Below are 19142 nucleotides of genomic sequence, written 5' to 3' on the forward strand. Positions count from 1 at the left end.
AGCCGACATGAAAAGCAAATTACTCAGTGGGATCGCGTTATTCATGCTGTCGGCCGCCGCAATGGCGCAGCAATCTTTCAGCACGCCAGACCAGGCAACCGATGCGCTGGCCAGCGCCATCAGTGAGCAAAATGAAAGCGCGATGAACAGCCTGCTCGGTGAGAACTGGCGTGATTTCCTGCCGCCGGAAGGGGTGGATCCTGATGCCGTGGATCGCTTCCTGCGCGACTGGAAAGTGCGGCACAATACGGTCGTTGACGGGAATAAGGCACATCTTGTGGTCGGTGACAGCGACTGGCAGCTACCGATTCCGGTGATCAAAACCGCCTCTGGCTGGCAATTTGATATCAAAGAAGGGGCTGAAGAGATCCTGACCCGCGAGATTGGCCGCAACGAGCTCGCCGCCATCGAGGCGCTACACGCGTATGTGGATGCACAGCAAAGCTATTTTGCGCTGAACCAGAAATATGCGCAGAAGATTGTCAGCTCAGCCGGCAAAAAAGACGGCTTATACTGGCCGGCTTCGCCCGGCGAAGCCCCCAGCCCACTCGGTCCGGCCTTCAGCCCAAAAGAACCTGGCACTGGCTATCACGGCTACCGTTTTCGCATCCTGCCGGATAAAAACGGTTTTGCCATGGTGGCCTGGCCAGTCAGCTACGGCCAGACGGGCGTGATGAGCTTTGTAATAAACCAGACCGACAAAGTGTATCAGTCGGACCTCGGTAGCGAGTCAGAGAAGAAAGCGCAGGCGTTACCTGCTTACCACCTGGATCACACCTGGCAACCGGTCGCCCCATAACGCAGGCAAAAAAAAACGCCTCCGGAGGAGGCGTTTCGCAATCATGAAGAAACTTATTTCTTCTTCGCTTTCGCGTTAGGTAGGTCGGTGATGCTACCTTCGAACACTTCTGCCGCCAGGCCAACAGACTCGTGCAGAGTCGGGTGAGCGTGGATAGTCAGCGCGATGTCTTCAGCGTCACAACCCATTTCGATAGCCAGACCGATTTCACCCAGCAGCTCGCCGCCGTTGGTACCGACAATCGCACCACCGATCACACGGTGAGTCTCTTTGTCGAAGATCAGTTTGGTCATACCGTCTGCGCAGTCGGAAGCGATAGCACGGCCAGAAGCAGCCCACGGGAAGGTGGCGGTTTCGTAGCTGATGCCTTTCTCTTTCGCTTCTTTCTCAGTCAGCCCCACCCATGCCACTTCTGGCTCGGTGTAAGCGATAGATGGGATCACTTTCGGATCGAAGTAGTGTTTCATGCCGGCGATAACTTCAGCGGCAACGTGACCTTCGTGAACACCTTTGTGCGCCAGCATTGGCTGACCGACGATATCGCCGATAGCAAAGATGTGCGGCACGTTGGTGCGCAGCTGTTTGTCAACGCGGATGAAGCCACGGTCGTCCACTTCCACGCCAGCTTTGCCCGCGTCGAGGTTTTTACCGTTCGGCACACGGCCGATAGCCACCAGCACGGCGTCGTAACGCTGTGGTTCGGCAGGGGCTTTTTTGCCTTCCATGGAAACGTAAATACCGTCTTCTTTTGCTTCAACGGCAGTCACTTTGGTTTCCAGCATCAGGTTGAATTTCTTGCTGATACGTTTGGTGAAGACTTTAACGATGTCTTTATCGGCAGCCGGGATAACCTGGTCGAACATTTCAACCACGTCGATCTCTGAACCCAGCGCATGGTACACGGTACCCATTTCCAGACCGATGATACCGCCACCCATAACCAGCATACGCTTAGGTACGGATTTCAGCTCCAGCGCATCGGTGGAATCCCACACGCGTGGATCTTCATGTGGAATGAATGGCAGCTGAATTGGACGGGAGCCCGCAGCGATGATCGCGTTGTCGAAGTTGATAACGGTTTTGCCGTTTTCGCCTTCCACTTCCAGGGTGTTCGCGCCGGTGAATTTACCCAGACCGTTTACCACTTTCACTTTACGGCCTTTGGCCATACCTGCCAGACCACCGGTCAGCTGAGTGATAACTTTCTCTTTCCAGGTACGAATTTTGTCGATATCGGTTTTCGGCTCGCCGAAGACGATACCGTGTTCAGCCAGTGCTTTGGCTTCTTCGATAACTTTCGCAACGTGCAGCAGAGCTTTAGAAGGGATACAGCCTACGTTCAGGCAAACACCACCGAGGGTGTTGTAGCGTTCTACGATTACGGTTTCCAGACCTAAATCAGCGCAACGGAAGGCAGCAGAGTAACCCGCCGGGCCTGCCCCAAGTACCACGACCTGAGTTTTGATTTCAGTACTCATCATGACCTCTTATTGATTTCCGGCGGTCCAGGTACTTGTCGCCCTTCATCCACCGGGACGTTCTATCCGCCCGCAGTTTACAAAATTGTTAACAATTTTGAAACAACAAACGGCTCACGAATTGTCGCTTTTCGCCAATAACCTCACAGACCACATGAGATTAACAGAAAAAAGCCGGCCGACTGGCCGGCTTTTCGATTACATCACCAGGCGGCGAATGTCGCTCAGGGTGTTGTTGATGATGGTGATGAAACGCGCACCATCAGCACCGTCGATCACGCGGTGGTCGAAGGACAGAGAGATTGGCATCATCAGACGCGGCACGAACTCTTTGCCATTCCATACCGGTTCCATCGCGGACTTGGACACACCGAGGATAGCCACTTCCGGCGCGTTAACAATCGGTGCGAAGTGGGTAGTACCCAGGCCGCCGATGCTGGAGATAGTGAAGCAGCCGCCCTGCATTTCGCCGGCAGTCAGCTTACCATCACGCGCTTTTTTGGAGATGGTGGTCAGTTCACGGGACAGTTCAGTGATGCTCTTCTTGTTCACGTCTTTGAAGACCGGAACAACCAGACCATTTGGCGTATCAACCGCAACACCGATGTTGATGTATTTTTTCAGCGTCAGCTTCTGGCCATCTTCGGACAGGGAGCTGTTGAAGCGTGGCATCTGCTCAAGCGCCGCAGCAACGGCTTTCATGATGAAGACGACTGGGGTGAATTTCACGTCCAGTTTACGCTTCTCAGCTTCGGCATTCTGCTGTTTACGGAACGCTTCCAGATCGGTGATATCCGTTTTGTCGAAGTGCGTAACGTGCGGGATCATCACCCAGTTACGGCTCAGGTTGGCACCCGAGATTTTCTGGATACGACCCAGTTCCACTTCTTCGATTTCACCGAACTTGCTGAAGTCCACTTTCGGCCATGGCAGCATGCCCGGGATACCGCCGCCAGCGGCAGCAGCAGGGGCAGCTTCAGCGCGTTTCACCGCGTCTTTCACATAGGCCTGAACGTCTTCGCGCAGGATACGACCTTTACGGCCAGTCCCTTTCACTTTCGCCAGGTTTACACCGAATTCGCGCGCCAGGCGACGAATCAGTGGCGTAGCGTGAACGTAAGCGTCGTTCTCAGCGAACTCAGATTTACCTTCTGCTTTTGCAGCAGGGGCAGCAGCAGGTTTAGCCGCCTGAGCCGGTGCAGCGGCAGGTGCTGGTGCAGCAGCGGCAGCCGGAGCAGCAGCTGGCGCAGCGCCTTCCACTTCGAAGACCATGATCAGAGAGCCCGTAGACACTTTGTCGCCGGTGCTGATTTTGATCTCTTTAACGGTACCCGCGAATGGCGCGGGTACTTCCATAGACGCTTTGTCGCCTTCAACGGTGATCAGTGACTGTTCAGCAGCAACTTTGTCGCCCACTTTCACCATCACTTCGGTGACTTCAACTTCGTCACCACCGATGTCAGGTACGTTGACATCTTTCGCACCGCCAGCAGCAGGTGCAGCGGCCGGCGCTGGCGCAGCAGCCTGAGCAGGCGCGGCAGCAGGCGCAGCACCTGCCACTTCGAAGATCATGATCAGAGAGCCGGTAGAAACTTTGTCACCGGTGTTGATCTTGATCTCTTTAACCGTACCCGCGAATGGCGCCGGCACTTCCATAGAGGCTTTGTCGCCTTCTACGGTGATCAGGGACTGCTCAGCCGTAACGGTATCGCCCACTTTCACCAGGATTTCAGTGACTTCTACTTCGTCACCGCCGATGTCAGGCACGTTGACTTCTTTTGCCGCAGCAGCTGCTGGTGCAGCAGCCGCAGGAGCAGCATCTTTCTTCTCTTCCTGCACAGGTGCAGCAGCTGCTGCACCGTCGGCGGAATCGAAAATCATGATCAGTTTGCCAGTCTCGGTTTTATCGCCAACAGAGACTTTGATCTCTTTAACGATGCCAGCCTGAGGAGACGGAACTTCCATAGAGGCTTTATCGCCTTCTACAGTGATCAGCGACTGTTCAGCTTCAACTTTGTCGCCCACTTTGACCAGGATCTCGGTGATTTCAACTTCATCAGCCCCGATGTCCGGTACTTTGATTTCGATAGCCATTCTTCTTTTACCTCTTACGCCAGACGCGGGTTAACTTTATCTGCATCGATGTTGAATTTGGTGATTGCGTCCGCAACCACTTTCTTATCGATTTCGCCACGTTTAGCCAGTTCGCCCAGTGCTGCTACAACCACGTAAGATGCATCCACTTCGAAGTGGTGACGCAGGTTTTCGCGGCTGTCAGAACGACCGAAGCCGTCAGTACCCAGTACGCGGTAATCATCAGCCGGTACGTAAGTACGAACCTGCTCAGCGAACAGTTTCATATAGTCAGTAGACGCAACCGCAGGCGCGTCGTTCATCACCTGAGCGATGTATGGAACGCGTGGCGTTTCCATTGGGTGCAGCATGTTCCAGCGCTCACAATCCTGGCCATCACGCGCCAGTTCAGTGAAGGACGTTACGCTGTACACGTCAGAGCCAACGCCGTAGTCGTTCGCCAGGATCTGTGCCGCTTCACGTACGTGACGCAGGATAGAACCGGAGCCCAGCAGCTGAACTTTACCTTTGCTACCTGCAACGGTTTCGAGTTTGTAGATACCTTTACGGATACCTTCCTCGGCACCTGCTGGCATGGCCGGCATGTGGTAGTTTTCGTTCAGCGTGGTGATGTAGTAGTAAATGTTCTCTTGCGCTTCACCGTACATGCGCTGCAGACCGTCATGCATGATGACTGCCACTTCGTACGCGTAAGACGGGTCGTAAGAGATACAGTTAGGGATAGTCAGAGACTGAATATGGCTGTGACCATCTTCGTGCTGCAGACCTTCACCGTTCAGGGTCGTACGACCAGAAGTACCACCGATCAGGAAGCCGCGAGCCTGCTGGTCGCCTGCCTGCCAGCACAGGTCACCGATACGCTGGAACCCGAACATGGAGTAGTAAATGTAGAACGGGATCATCGGCAGGTTGTTGGTGCTGTAAGAGGTCGCAGCAGCCAGCCAGGATGCGCCGGCGCCCAGCTCGTTGATACCTTCCTGCAGGATCTGACCTTTCTCGTCTTCTTTGTAGTAAGCAACCTGTTCACGGTCCTGCGGGGTGTACTGCTGGCCGTTCGGGCTGTAAATACCGATCTGACGGAACAGACCTTCCATACCGAAAGTACGCGCTTCGTCGGCAATGATTGGAACCAGACGATCTTTGATCGACTTGTTCTTCAGCATCACGTTCAGGGCACGAACGAAAGCGATAGTGGTAGAGATCTCTTTGTTCTGCTCTTCCAGCAGCTGAGAGAAATCTTCCAGCGCTGGCAGTTCCAGCTTCTCGGTGAAGTTAGGCTGACGAGCTGGCAGGTAGCCTTTCAGCGCCTGACGACGTTCGTGCAGGTACTTATGCTCTTCAGAACCTTCAGGGAAGGTGATGTAAGACAGGTTTTCTACCTGCTCATCGGTCACTGGAACGTTGAAACGGTCGCGGATATAACGCACGCCGTCCATGTTCATTTTCTTAACCTGGTGAGCGATGTTTTTACCTTCTGCGGTATCACCCATGCCGTAACCTTTGATGGTATGGGCCAGGATTACAGTCGCTTTACCTTTGGTTTCACGCGCTTTTTTCAGTGCAGCGTAAATTTTCTTCGGATCGTGGCCGCCACGGTTCAGAGCCCAGATCTGTTCGTCAGTCCAGTCTGCAACCAGTGCTGCGGTTTCAGGATATTTACCGAAGAAGTGCTCACGAACGTAGGCACCGTCTTTGGATTTGAAGGTCTGGTAGTCACCGTCAACGGTTTCGTTCATCAGCTGGATCAGTTTACCGCTGGTGTCTTTACGCAGCAGTTCGTCCCAACGGGAACCCCACATCACTTTGATCACGTTCCAGCCAGCACCGGCGAAGATGCCTTCCAGTTCGTTGATGATCTTGCCGTTACCGGTTACCGGACCATCCAGACGCTGCAGGTTACAGTTGATGATGAAGCACAGGTTGTCCAGTTTCTCACGGGTCGCAATGGTGATTGCGCCTTTCGATTCTGGCTCATCCATCTCGCCATCGCCCAGGAAGGCGTAGACGGTCTGTTCAGAGGTGTCTTTCAGACCACGGTGTTCCAGATATTTCAGGAATTTAGCCTGATAGATAGCACCGATTGGGCCCAGACCCATGGATACTGTCGGGAACTGCCAGAATTCTGGCATCAGTTTAGGGTGGGGGTAAGAAGACAGACCTTTACCGTGAACTTCCTGACGGAAGTTGTTCATCTGCTCTTCAGTCAGACGACCTTCCAGGAATGCACGTGCATAGATGCCCGGAGAGATGTGGCCCTGGAAGTACACCAGATCGCCGCCGTCTTTCTCGTTAGCTGCACGGAAGAAGTGGTTGAAACACACTTCGTAAACGGTCGCAGAAGACTGGAAGGACGCCATGTGGCCACCCAGCTCCAGGTCTTTCTTGGACGCGCGCAGAACGGTCATGATGGCGTTCCAGCGGATTGCAGAACGGATACGGCGTTCCAGATCCAGATTGCCCGGGTATTCCGGTTCGTCTTCAACGGCAATCGTGTTTACGTAGTTGCTAGCCCCTGCACCTGAAGCAACCTTCACACCGCCTTTGCGGGCTTCAGAAAGCAGCTGATCAATCAGATACTGAGCACGCTCAACACCTTCTTCACGGATGACCGATTCGATCGCCTGTAGCCAGTCGCGAGTTTCGATCGGATCCACGTCATTTTGGAGACGTTCTGACATGGGGGTATTCCTTATCTATCTAATACGTTGATTTGTCTGGAACCTGTCCCATTGTGCTCTTGGGCAAGAACACAATAAGACAGGTTCTGCGTTTAGTTGCCGCGCTCTAAAAAACCCTGGCGCTTAATCCTTTCGTTGCTGTATGCGGCGTAATGAACGTTCGCGACGCGATTGTTCACGGCTGCGGTCCAGCAAGATTTCCTCAATGAAAGCCAGATGTCGGTGCGACGCTTCGCGCGCCTGCTCCGGTTCCCCGGCCATTATCGCCTCGAATACTCGGGTGCGATGGTTGCTTACCAATGGGAGCATGTCCCGACGGGCATACAACAATTCAAAATTCTGACGAACGTTCTGGGCCAGCATCGGCTCCATGCAGCGTAGCAGATGGAGGAGCACAACATTGTGTGCAGCTTCGGTGACGGCGATTTGATACTGGACAACGGCATTGGACTCGGCGTCTAAATCGCCGGATTGCTGTGCCCGTTCAATGGCCTGATGAAGTTCGCGGATACGCACGCGATCTTCATCAGTGCTACGAAGTGCGGCGTAATAGGCCGCGATACCTTCTAGCGCGTGACGGGTCTCAAGCAGATCAAACTGGGATTCTGGGTGGTCAGAGAGAAGTTCTACCAGCGGATCGCTGAAGCTCTGCCACAGGCTGTTTTGCACAAAGGTTCCGCCGCCCTGGCGACGAAGCAGCAAGCCCTTTGCTTCGAGACGTTGAATCGCCTCACGCAGAGAGGGACGTGAAACGTCGAACTGTTTTGCCAGCTCGCGTTCTGGCGGAAGTTTCTCACCCGGGCGCAGTGTCCCTTCGAGGATTAAAAACTCCAGCTGCTGCTCAATCACATCAGATAGTTTTGGTTGGCGAATTTTGCTGTAGGCCATATTCCCTGTCTTACGCCTTTTTGCCCGGAGTCAATTGGTCTTACCAATTTCAAGTTCGTATCGCTAAAGTAACAAAGTATTCACCTTCTGTCCATATTGGTTTTGATTGAAATCAGTAAACCCTGCACATTTTAACAACCTTACAGAAATAACGTTTCAGAAATGTAACTTCGCACAAATGAGTTAGTTACTCCCTTAGTGGGAGTTTTAACCTTAATGAAACGAGGGCTTTTGCAATCTGAAGCGATTCAACAACGCAAAATATGAAATTTTGCCCACTTACGGAGCATTTCTATTCTATAGGTTGGGGTAAGAAGGGTTAGCGGGGTGATTTACAAATGCTTTCTTTTTATTCAACTCGTCATCGCCCCGTCATAAAGCAGGTGCATTCGCTGGCGCTTACCACTATTCTGGCGCTTACGGAAGACATCTCCGCTTTTTTCGGTCTCATTGACTGTAAAGAAATAAATACAGAAAACGGATATTCATAATTACACACGCGTCGCGTGAACATAACAACCACACACGAGGTTTCAAATGGAAGCTCAACAGCACGGCGATCAGCTAAAGCGCGGTCTGAAGAACCGCCATATACAGCTAATCGCACTGGGCGGTGCTATTGGCACTGGACTGTTTCTGGGAAGTGCATCCGTTATCCAGTCTGCCGGTCCCGGCATTATTTTGGGTTACGCCATTGCCGGTTTTATCGCTTTTCTGATTATGCGCCAGTTAGGTGAAATGGTCGTTGAAGAGCCGGTTGCGGGCTCTTTCAGCCACTTTGCCTATAAGTACTGGGGCAGTTTCGCCGGCTTCGCGTCAGGCTGGAACTACTGGGTGTTGTACGTTCTGGTTGCCATGGCTGAACTGACCGCCGTCGGGAAATACATTCAATTCTGGTACCCGGAGATCCCCACCTGGGCTTCTGCTGCGGCCTTCTTCGTCATTATTAACGCCATCAACCTCACCAACGTTAAAGTCTTCGGTGAGATGGAGTTCTGGTTTGCCATCATCAAAGTAGTTGCCGTCGTGGCGATGATCATCTTTGGCGGCTGGCTGCTGTTTAGCGGCAACGGTGGCCCGCAGGCCACGGTACGCAACCTCTGGGAACAGGGCGGCTTCCTGCCTCACGGCATGACAGGCCTCGTGATGATGATGGCAATCATTATGTTCTCCTTTGGTGGTCTGGAGCTGGTCGGCATCACCGCAGCTGAAGCTGACAACCCGGAACAGAGCATCCCGAAAGCGACCAACCAGGTTATCTACCGTATTCTGATTTTCTATGTGGGCTCACTGGCCGTTCTGCTCTCTCTGCTGCCGTGGACGCGCGTTACTGCAGACACCAGCCCGTTTGTCCTGATTTTCCACGAACTGGGCGATACCGTCGTGGCAAATGCGCTCAACATCGTGGTGCTGACGGCGGCGCTGTCGGTCTATAACAGCTGCGTATACTGCAACAGCCGTATGCTGTTCGGCCTGGCCCAGCAGGGTAACGCGCCGAAGATGCTGCTCAACGTCGATAAGCGTGGCGTTCCGGTGAACACCATCATCGTTTCGGCGATCGTAACGGCGCTGTGTGTCCTGATTAACTATCTGGCCCCGGAATCGGCGTTTGGCCTGCTGATGGCGCTGGTGGTCTCTGCCCTGGTTATCAACTGGGCGATGATCAGCCTGGCACACATCAAGTTCCGCCGTGCCAAGCATCAGCAGGGTGTGAAGACTCGCTTCCCTGCCCTGCTCTATCCGCTGGGCAACTGGATCTGTCTGCTGTTTATGGCGGGAGTGCTGGTCATCATGCTGCTGACCCCGGGTATGGCAATCTCGGTGTACCTGATCCCAGTCTGGGTTGCCGTTCTTGGCATCGGCTATCTGTTTAGCCAGAAAAGCCGCAACGCCCTGAAAGCTCACTAAGTCTCCCCCGCGGTATCTGCGTTTTGCAGGTACCGCGTGTTGTTACCTCCCTCACAGTTTCACGCCAACAGCGCATTTATCCATATCACCGCCCTGATACTGCAACGCATATATTCGTTTGCCAGCAAATAATTCTCTCCATACCGTAACCCGGAGAGCAGTCTATGGATAACGCTAAACTGTCAGTAAAAGAAAAGATCGGCTATGGGATGGGCGATGCAGGTTGCAACATCATCTTTGGCGCCATCATGTTGTTTGTTAATTATTTTTATACCGATATTTTTGGCCTGGCACCTGCACTGGTCGGCGTACTGCTGCTGTCTGTCCGCGTAATTGATGCCGTAACGGATCCGATTATGGGGGCCATCGCCGACCGTACACGCAGTAAATATGGCCGGTTTCGTCCATGGCTGCTGTGGATTGCCTTTCCCTATGCGCTGTTCAGCATCCTGATGTTCACCACACCAGAGTGGAGCTACAACAGCAAAGTTATCTATGCCTTCGTCACCTATTTCCTGCTCTCTTTAACCTATACGGCAATCAACATTCCTTACTGCTCGTTAGGCGGCGTGATTACCAACGATCCGCAGGAACGTGTTGCCTGCCAGTCCTATCGCTTTGTGCTGGTAGGTATCGCCACGCTGCTGCTGTCGCTGACGCTGTTACCGATGGCCGACTGGTTTGGTGGCGACAACAAAGCCAAAGGCTACCAGATGGCAATGACCGTGCTGGCGCTGATTGGTACCGGTATGTTTCTGTTCTGCTTCTATACCGTTCGCGAGCGTGTACGCCCGGCGGTACAGACTCATGACGAGCTGAAAAACGACCTGAAAGACGTGTGGAAGAACGACCAGTGGGTGCGCATTCTGCTGCTGACCCTGTGCAACGTGTGCCCTGGCTTTATCCGCATGGCGGCCACGATGTACTACGTGACCTGGGTTATGGGCCAGAGTACCCATTTCGCCACGCTGTTTATCAGCCTGGGCGTGGTTGGCATGATGCTCGGCAGTATGCTGGCGAAAGTCCTCACCGACCGCTGGTGTAAGCTGAAAGTGTTCTTCTGGACCAACATCGTGCTGGCGATTTTCTCCTGCGCCTTCTATTTCTTCGATCCGAAAGCCACTGTCACCATTGTGGTGCTCTACTTCCTGCTGAACATCCTGCACCAGATCCCGTCTCCGCTGCACTGGTCGCTGATGGCCGACGTCGATGACTACGGTGAGTGGAAAACCGGTAAGCGCATCACCGGGATCAGCTTCTCCGGTAACATCTTCTTCCTCAAACTGGGGCTGGCGATTGCCGGTGCGATGGTTGGTTTCCTGCTCTCCTGGTACGGTTATGACGCGGGGGCGAAAGCGCAAAGTCCGGATGCCATCAACGGCATTGTATTGCTGTTTACCGTGATTCCGGGCGTCGGGTATCTCATTACCGCAGGCGTGGTACGTCTGCTGAAGGTTGACCGCGAAACGATGAAGCAGATCCAGGAAGACCTCGAGAAGCGCCGCAACAATTATCGCGAGCTGAATAATTATCAGGAACTCAAAGCCGCTGAGACGAAATAAGGAAAGCCGAATGCACACCTGGCCAAACCCGTTTATTGAACAACGTGCCGACCCCTACATTCTGCACCACGAGGGGCTGTACTACTTTATCGCCTCCGTGCCGCAGTACGACAGGCTCGAGATCCGTCGCGCCGACTCGCTGGAAGGACTACGCGATGCCGAAGAGGTCGTGGTCTGGCGTAAACCGGAGACCGGGCCGATGAGCCAGTTGATCTGGGCACCGGAACTGCACCACATTGACGGTAAGTGGTATATCTATTTTGCCGCCACCCATACCCAGGCGCTGGACAGCCTCGGGATGTTCCAGCACCGCATGTTTGCGCTGGAGTGTGCGGACCACGATCCCCTCACCGGGACGTGGATCGAGAAAGGCCAGATTACCACCCCGTTCGACACCTTCGCACTGGACGCCACCACGTTCGTCCATCAGGGAAAACGCTGGTATTTGTGGGCACAAAAAGCCCCGGATATCTCCGGAAACTCCAACCTCTATCTGTGCGAAATGGCGAATCCGTGGACGCTCAAAGGCGAGCCGGTGATGCTCAGTAAACCGGAGTATGACTGGGAATGCCGCGGATTTTGGGTCAACGAAGGTCCGGCAGTGCTGTTTCACGAAGATAAGCTGTTTATCAGCTACTCCGCCAGCGCCACGGATGAGAACTATTGCATGGGGTTACTGTGGATAGACATGAACGCCGATCCGCAAAATCCGGCGAACTGGCATAAAGCGTCGCGTCCGGTTTTCCGAACCAGCGTCGAGAATCGTCAGTTTGGGCCCGGGCATAACAGCTTTACGCAAACGCCGGAGGGAGAGGACGTGCTGGTCTACCACGCGCGAAACTACACCGAGATTGAAGGCGACCCGCTCTATGACCCGAATCGTCACACGCGTCTGAAATGCGTACGCTGGGACGAAAACGGGATGCCTGACTTTGGCATCCCGCCTGCTGATACGCTCTGACCGGTACGGCGCGCTGGCTTAGACCAGCGTGCCGTAAATGGTCAGCAACGCCACGACCACGACCACCACAAACGACGTTTTCTTCGCCATGGAGACAGCCGCTTTCGGCGTTTCAATCTTGTCGGTATGCGGCTCACGCGCCAGCGAGAACTGCGCCAGACGTGTTAATACCTGATACTGAGACGTGTGGCGGTCGGCAAGCGAAGCAAACCATGCCGGCAGCGCTTTTTCACCGTGGCCAATTAACGCATAAACGACGCCCACCAGACGTACCGGGAGCCAGTCCAGCACATGCAGAATGGCATCGATTCCCGACAATAAACGTTCATGCGGGGTAAGGTAACGGGCAAGCCAGGTCTGCCAGGCGCGCAGAAACGCATAGCCCATCAGCAGTACCGGTCCCCACGGACCGCCCACCACAAACCAGAACAGCGGTGCCAGGTAGTAACGGAAGTTGATCCACAGCAGCGCATTTTGCAGTTCGCGCAAAAATTCACGCTCATCGCAATCCGGCGGCACGCCGTGGATCATCGTCAGCTCGCTCGCCATGGCGCCCCGCGCATGGGCATCGTCACGGGATGCGGCTTTCAGATAGGCGTGGTAGTGCATACGCACCTTGCCCGCGCCAATACAGAGCACGCCGAGCAGGATCCACACCACCAGCAGCGGCACGTTGAAAAAGAGGCCGTAAAGCGAACGCAGCAGTAAAAACGTTATAACCATCACGCCAGCGGTCATCAGCAGCGTGCGCAGCATGGAAAAATGTTTAATCCGGCGGAAAAGCACCTCCAGCCGGTGATCCAGATGCCAGTGCTCACCGAGTTTGAACAGGCGTTCAGCGATGATAACCAGCAGCATGGTAAACAACGTCATGTTATCTCCTTATTCTGACGACGCGGTAAGCAAGGCGCGAAACCGGGGCCAGTCAAAAGCCGGGCCAGGATCGGTTTTTCTCGCCGGAGCAATATCGCTGTGTCCCGTAATATTCCCGGCTATCGCGGGATAGAGCCCGATCAGCGTTTGGGTTACAGCCACCAACTGTTGATACTGTGAATCGGTGTAGGGGGTGGTGTCAGTGCCTTCCAGCTCAATCCCGATGGAAAAATCATTGCAGCGTTCGCGCCCCTGGTACATCGACACGCCGGCATGCCAGGCGCGCTTATCAAAAGGGACGTACTGAACCACTTCGCCGTCGCGACGGATCAGACAGTGAGCCGACACGCGCAGATGCGCAATCTCAGCAAAGAAAGGATGGGCATCAGGATCCAGGGTCCCCGTGAATAATGCGTCGATCCACGGGCCGCCAAACTCACCCGGCGGGAGACTGATATTATGAACAACCAGCAGTGTGGGCTTTTCATCCTCCGGGCGGCAGTCGTGGTGCGGCGAGGGCACATGCCGCGCATCCACCAGCCATCCGTTTTCTAACAACATGCTGGAACTCCTTATGTATGGTGCTGTTACTCGGTTCAGAGTAGCATGTTTCAATATTATGATTCGTTACCAATTTGGAGTTTTATCATGCCGCCTCGCCGTTACAACCCCGACAACCGACGTGAAGCGCTTCTGGAACGTATTAATATGGATATTCCGGCAAGCGTTGCCCATGCCCTGAAAGAAGATCTGGGCGGTGACGTCAGCGCCGACAGGGATATTACCGCACAATTATTGCCAAAAGAGACTCGCTCACATGCGGTCATTATTACGCGCGAAGAAGGTATTTTTTGCGGTAAGCGTTGGGTTGAAGAGGTCTTTACCCAACTGGCAGGCGATGAGGTGCAGATCACCTGGCATGTCGACGACGGTGATGCGATTACGGCAAATCAGCCGCTGTTCGAACTTGATGGACCTTCCCGCGTACTGCTGACCGGCGAACGAACCGCGCTGAACTTCGTGCAGACGTTGTCCGGTGTGGCAAGCGAAGTGCGTCGCTACGTTGACCTGCTGGCGGGTACCCGCACGCAGTTGCTGGATACCCGCAAAACGCTACCGGGTCTGCGCACTGCGTTGAAATACGCGGTGCTCTGTGGCGGCGGTGCAAACCATCGTCTGGGGTTGTCTGACGCGTTCCTGATTAAAGAGAACCATATCATTGCCTCAGGATCCGTGCGTCAGGCGGTCGAAAAAGCCTTCTGGCTGCATCCGGATGTGCCCGTCGAAGTGGAAGTCGAAAACCTGGAGGAGCTGGAGCAGGCTATCAAGGCCGGCGCCGATATCATCATGCTTGATAACTTCGAAACCGGGCAGATGCGCGAGGCGGTAAAACTGACCAACGGCAAAGCCCAGCTTGAAGTATCCGGCAACGTGACGTTTGATACGATCCGTGAATTCGCCGAGACCGGCGTTGATTTCATCTCCGTTGGGGCGCTGACCAAGCACGTTCGCGCCCTCGACCTCTCGATGCGCTTCAAATAATGACTCTCCCCTCTCGTTGCGGAGAGGGGAAATTCACTCCCGCTCGCAAAAGCATTGCCCTACCCTGCAACACGCCACGAATTCCCTGAAAGCCCCTTCACGTTCCTTTTTTTGCCCCTCGTTTCTGCGCTGTCTCACTGCCAGAGTAGCCCTACTTAACGTAAGGAGCAGACATGGACAGACAACAAGGATTCACACTCATTGAGCTGATGGTGGTGATCGGCATTATTGCCATTCTGAGCGCCATCGGCGTTCCCGCGTACCAGAACTACCTGCGAAAAGCAGCGTTGACCGATATGCTGCAAACCTTCATTCCCTACCGCACCGCCATTGAGCTTTGCGCCCTGGATCACGGCGGCGTGGAGAGCTGTGACGGAGGCAGTAATGGCATCCCGTCCCCCACCACTACCCGCTACGTTTCAGGCATGAACGTGGCGAAAGGCGTCGTGACCTTAACCGGCCAGGAGAGCCTTAACGGGCTGGAGGTGGTCATGACGCCACAATGGAATGATGGCAACGGCATGACGGGGTGGACGCGTGACTGCAACATCGGTACCGACAGCGCGCTCAAGCAGGCCTGTGAAGACGTTTTCCGCTTCGACACCCACTGAGGAGCGGATGATGAATACCGATCAGCTTGTCGCACTTTGTCTGCGTCATCATGCCCTTCTGCTGAGCAGCGATAGCGACATGATTAGCATTGCCGTCGTGGGAAACCCCGGCCCTGAACTGATGGAAGCCCTGCGTTTCGCTACCCAGAAACGGATTGATATCGAGTGCTGGAGCACCGAGCGCATGGAAAAGCACCGGCAGTTAACCACACAAACGCATCTGCCCGTCGTTACGCCGACACACTCAGCGGTGGATATTCTTAACCACACGCTGCAGCAGGCGATAAACCAACGCGCTTCTGATATTCATATTGAACCGATGGAGCAGACTTGCCAGATTCGCCTGCGCATCGACGGCGTGCTTTGCCCGCAGCCCCCACTTTCAGCCGCGCTGGCCACCATGCTCAGCGCCCGGTTAAAAGTGCTGGGTAACCTCGATATTGCGGAGCGCCGCTTACCGCAGGACGGTCAGTTTACGATTGAGCTGGCAAACGAGCCGGTCTCATTTCGCATCGCCACACTTCCCTGCAGTGGGGGTGAAAAAATTGTACTACGCCTGCTGCATCAGGTTCAGCAATCTCTTGAGCCGGAAACGTTGGGGATGAATGCTAAACAGCTGGCCGGCTTTAGCGAAGTGCTCCACCAGCCGCAGGGGCTGATTCTGGTTACCGGCCCCACCGGCAGCGGTAAAACCGTGACGCTGTACAGCGCGCTGCAGGCTCGAAACACGCCGGATGTGAACATCTGCAGCGTGGAAGACCCGATAGAGATCCCGCTTGCAGGATTAAACCAGACGCAGATAAACCCGCGTGCGGGCCTCACCTTCCAGACGGTGCTGAGAGCGCTGCTACGTCAGGATCCTGACATCATTATGGTCGGCGAAATTCGTGATGGCGAAACGGCAGAGATTGCCATTAATGCCGCACAAACCGGGCATCTGGTGTTGTCGACGCTACACACCAACTCGACGGCGGAAACCCTGATCCGCCTGCAGCAGATGGGGGTGGCGCGATGGATGATCTCTTCCGCCCTCTCGCTGGTCATCGCCCAGCGACTGGTGCGCCGTTTATGCCCCCATTGCCGCCAGGAAACCGACAAGCGGGCAGAACTGCCTCGCTCCGTTTGGCCCCGGCCGCTACCGCGCTGGCAACCCACCGGCTGTGAGCGCTGTTATCATGGTTTTTACGGTCGCGTCGCCATTTTTGAAGTGCTCGTCATTGACCAGACACTCCGGCAGGCCATTGCCAGCGGAGCGGGGACAGAGGTGATTGAGGCCAGCGCCCGTCAGGCAGGAATGACATCCCTTTTCGAACATGGCTGTATGGCTGTTGAACAGGGACTGACCACGCTCGAAGAGTTGCTGCGTATCCTGGGAATGCCCGATGGCTGCTAATCACCTCTGGCGCTGGCGTGCGCTATCCGTTGAAGGAGAGCCCCGAAGCGGGGCTCTGTGGGCAACTGACCGCAATGCGGCTTTCGACAGGCTGATGCGCAAAGCGCTACATCCTTTGACAATCACCCGCTGCACGCAGAGGTATCGCTGGCGACCACATCACCGCTACGAGGTATTTCGCCAGCTCGCCACGCTTTTGCAGGCGGGCCTGACATTGTCTGACAGCCTGCAGATGCTGGCGGACCAGCATCCGATAACACCCTGGCAGGCACTCCTGCAAAGCCTTGCCGATGAGCTGAGTGAAGGATGCCCTTTTTCTGAGGCGCTGAAGCGCTGGCCCGCGGTATTTAGCCCACTGTATGTGTCGATGGTGAAGACCGGCGAACTAACCGGAAAACTGGAAACGTGCTGCCGTGAGCTTGCCCAGCAACAAAAATCACAGCAGCAACTCAGTGCGAAGGTGAAAAAGGCACTGCGTTACCCGATGGTAATTCTGGCTCTGGCAGTACTCGTGGTGCTGGCCATGGTCACTCTGGTCTTGCCCGAATTCGCCGCCATCTACAAAACGTTTAATACCCCGCTCCCGATGCTGACACAAATAGTCATGGGAATGGCAACGTTTATACAGTCCTATGCCCTCGCGCTGTTCGCGGGGCTACTCCTTCCCCTGAGCATCGCCTGGGGTTTGCGGCAGGATCCACGCTGGCAACACGTACTGCTGCATATCCCCGTCATGGGCGCGCTGGCTAAAGGACAAAAGCTGGGGCAAATTTTTACCGTGCTGTCGCTCACGCAGCAGGCGGGCATCGCTTTTTTAAAGGGTCTGGAGAGTGCAGAAGAGACGGTTGAGAGCAGGTACTGGCAGGGGATACTCCGCGCCATCCGGGAAGACATTGAAAAGGGTTATCCCCTTTGGGCATCCTTTCAAAAGGCGGCGGTTTTTACTCCGCTGTGTATTCAGCTATTGCGAACCGGCGAAACGTCAGGTGCGCTCGATATCATGCTGGTAAACCTGGCGCGTCACCACACGGAGCAAACCTTTCAGTCAGCAGATAACCTGGCTGCCGTGCTGGAGCCTGTGCTGCTGATCGTGACGGGTGTGATTATCGGCACGCTGGTGGTGGCAATGTATCTGCCTATCTTCCATCTCGGAGATGCGATGAGTGCGGGATAACGCTGGCACACGGATGTGCGCCAGCTTACGCGATTACAGGCTGTTGAAAACGCGGTTTTCCTGTTCCTGAACGCGAATAAAGGTCGTGCGTTTCGTCAACTCTTTCAGGCGGGATGCCCCCACATAGGTGCAGGCCGAACGCAGGCCACCAAGAATATCACGCGCGGTATTCTCAACCGGGCCGCGCAGCGGCAGCTTCACGGTTTTGCCTTCTGCCGCACGGTATTTTGCAACGCCACCCACGTGACGGGTCATCGCCGATTCAGAGCTCATACCGTAGAACAGCATAAATTTCTCACCGTTCTCTTCCACCACGGTACCGCCACTCTCTTCGTGACCTGCCAGCATACCGCCAAGCATCACGAAGTCTGCGCCGCCGCCGAAAGCTTTCGCGACATCACCCGGGGTAGTACAACCACCGTCACTGATGATCTGGCCGCCCAGGCCGTGCGCGGCATCGGCACATTCAATAACCGCAGAAAGCTGCGGATAACCGACACCGGTTTTCACACGCGTGGTGCACACGGAACCCGGGCCAATGCCCACTTTGACGATATCTGCGCCAGAGAGGATCAGCTCCTCACACATCTCGCCGGTCACTACGTTACCCGCAATGATGGTTTTGTTCGGCCAGGCTTCACGCGCCTTGCTCACGAACTGCACGAAGTGTTCGGAATAACCATTCGCTACATCAATACAGACGAAGTTCAGCGCGGGGTTACTCTTGAGGATTTGTTTGGTCTTTTCGAAATCGGCATCTGAGGTTCCGGTAGAGACCATCACATGCTTCACGACCTCAGCAGAAGCGGATGCCACAAAGGCGTTCCACTCTTCAGGGCTGTAGTGTTTGTGAACTGCCGTGAGGATGTCGAACTGTGCCAGCGCGGTTGCCATCTCGAAGGTTCCCACGGTGTCCATATTGGCAGCGATGATCGGCACGCCAGACCAGGTCTGACCGGAATGTTTAAAGGTGAATTGACGTTCGAGTTCAACGTCTGAGCGACTTTTCAGTGTAGAGCGTTTAGGGCGGATAAGAACGTCTTTGAAACCTAACTTCAGATCTTCTTCGATACGCATGTGCGGATTCCTGGGGTTAGAGGCAAATATGTTAAAAGCACAACTCCAGTGACGTTATCATACGCACTAATACCTGCTCCGCAAGACTGCGAAATTCTCTTTTT

General features: G+C 54.7%; 15 protein-coding genes. 8 read left to right on the plus strand and 7 right to left on the minus strand.

From position 1 onward, the window contains the following. The first annotated feature begins 7 nt into the window (after window positions 1-7). Entirely contained in the window at window positions 8-799 is a 792-nt protein-coding gene (locus AC2FAP_RS13835; RefSeq protein WP_047955051.1) for a DUF2950 family protein, read from the plus strand. Between the two features lie 53 nt (window positions 800-852). Here the strand turns inward: AC2FAP_RS13835 and lpdA are convergent, their stop codons facing one another. From lpdA to pdhR, 4 genes are all read right to left on the minus strand, one after another. Next, a complete protein-coding gene (gene lpdA / locus AC2FAP_RS13840) occupies window positions 853-2277 on the minus strand; it encodes a dihydrolipoyl dehydrogenase (RefSeq protein WP_020882589.1) in 1425 nt (474 codons plus the stop codon). Window positions 2278-2475: 198 nt separating this feature from the next. Further along, window positions 2476-4371 (minus strand): pyruvate dehydrogenase complex dihydrolipoyllysine-residue acetyltransferase, encoded by a 1896-nt coding sequence (gene aceF / locus AC2FAP_RS13845; RefSeq protein ID WP_449541885.1) that lies wholly within the window; start codon window positions 4369-4371, stop codon window positions 2476-2478. Between the two features lie 14 nt (window positions 4372-4385). Beyond that, entirely contained in the window at window positions 4386-7049 is a 2664-nt protein-coding gene (aceE, locus tag AC2FAP_RS13850; RefSeq protein ID WP_014168653.1) for a pyruvate dehydrogenase (acetyl-transferring), homodimeric type, read from the minus strand. Between the two features lie 123 nt (window positions 7050-7172). Further along, window positions 7173-7937: a pyruvate dehydrogenase complex transcriptional repressor PdhR gene (gene pdhR / locus AC2FAP_RS13855; RefSeq protein WP_013095596.1), complete on the minus strand. Its 765-nt coding sequence runs from the start codon at window positions 7935-7937 to the stop codon at window positions 7173-7175. Between the two features lie 537 nt (window positions 7938-8474). On the opposite strand from pdhR, the gene aroP reads away from it, so the two are divergent. The 3 genes from aroP (at window position 8475) to AC2FAP_RS13870 (ending at window position 12368) form a co-directional block, all read left to right on the plus strand. Next, window positions 8475-9845, plus strand: a complete 1371-nt coding sequence (aroP, locus tag AC2FAP_RS13860) for an aromatic amino acid transporter AroP (RefSeq protein ID WP_014168651.1) — start codon at window positions 8475-8477, stop codon at window positions 9843-9845. Between the two features lie 164 nt (window positions 9846-10009). Next, entirely contained in the window at window positions 10010-11407 is a 1398-nt protein-coding gene (locus AC2FAP_RS13865; RefSeq protein WP_014168649.1) for a glycoside-pentoside-hexuronide (GPH):cation symporter, read from the plus strand. Window positions 11408-11417: 10 nt separating this feature from the next. Continuing rightward, window positions 11418-12368 carry a glycoside hydrolase family 43 protein gene (locus AC2FAP_RS13870; protein WP_050737498.1) on the plus strand — a complete coding sequence of 317 codons (951 nt, stop codon included), beginning with the start codon at window positions 11418-11420 and terminating at the stop codon, window positions 12366-12368. A gap of 18 nt (window positions 12369-12386) precedes the next feature. Here the strand turns inward: AC2FAP_RS13870 and ampE are convergent, their stop codons facing one another. Both ampE and ampD read right to left on the minus strand, forming a co-directional pair. After that, the gene (gene ampE / locus AC2FAP_RS13875; RefSeq protein ID WP_025205391.1) at window positions 12387-13241 is read right to left on the minus strand and encodes a beta-lactamase regulator AmpE; all 855 of its coding nucleotides are present in this window, start codon (window positions 13239-13241) and stop codon (window positions 12387-12389) included. A gap of 9 nt (window positions 13242-13250) precedes the next feature. Next, on the minus strand, window positions 13251-13802 hold the full coding sequence (gene ampD / locus AC2FAP_RS13880) for a 1,6-anhydro-N-acetylmuramyl-L-alanine amidase AmpD (RefSeq protein WP_032681656.1): 552 nt from the start codon (window positions 13800-13802) through the stop codon (window positions 13251-13253). Window positions 13803-13889: 87 nt separating this feature from the next. Here ampD and nadC point away from each other — a divergent pair, with 87 nt between their 5' ends. From nadC to hofC, 4 genes are all read left to right on the plus strand, one after another. Next, on the plus strand, window positions 13890-14783 hold the full coding sequence (gene nadC / locus AC2FAP_RS13885; protein ID WP_032679628.1) for a carboxylating nicotinate-nucleotide diphosphorylase: 894 nt from the start codon (window positions 13890-13892) through the stop codon (window positions 14781-14783). Between the two features lie 173 nt (window positions 14784-14956). Then, window positions 14957-15394 (plus strand): prepilin peptidase-dependent pilin, encoded by a 438-nt coding sequence (gene ppdD, locus AC2FAP_RS13890; protein ID WP_047743422.1) that lies wholly within the window; start codon window positions 14957-14959, stop codon window positions 15392-15394. A 10-nt stretch (window positions 15395-15404) separates the two neighbouring features. Next, a complete protein-coding gene (gspE, locus tag AC2FAP_RS13895; RefSeq protein ID WP_449541915.1) occupies window positions 15405-16787 on the plus strand; it encodes a type II secretion system protein GspE in 1383 nt (460 codons plus the stop codon). After that, complete coding sequence (gene hofC / locus AC2FAP_RS13900; protein WP_410384489.1) at window positions 16777-17961, plus strand: protein transport protein HofC; 1185 nt, start codon at window positions 16777-16779, stop codon at window positions 17959-17961. The genes gspE and hofC overlap by 11 nt, the downstream gene beginning before the upstream one ends. A gap of 33 nt (window positions 17962-17994) precedes the next feature. Here the strand turns inward: hofC and AC2FAP_RS13905 are convergent, their stop codons facing one another. After that, on the minus strand, window positions 17995-19038 hold the full coding sequence (locus AC2FAP_RS13905; protein WP_014168641.1) for a GMP reductase: 1044 nt from the start codon (window positions 19036-19038) through the stop codon (window positions 17995-17997). Window positions 19039-19142 lie beyond the last annotated feature (104 nt).

The organism is Enterobacter cloacae complex sp. 394I7, from assembly GCF_057320345.1.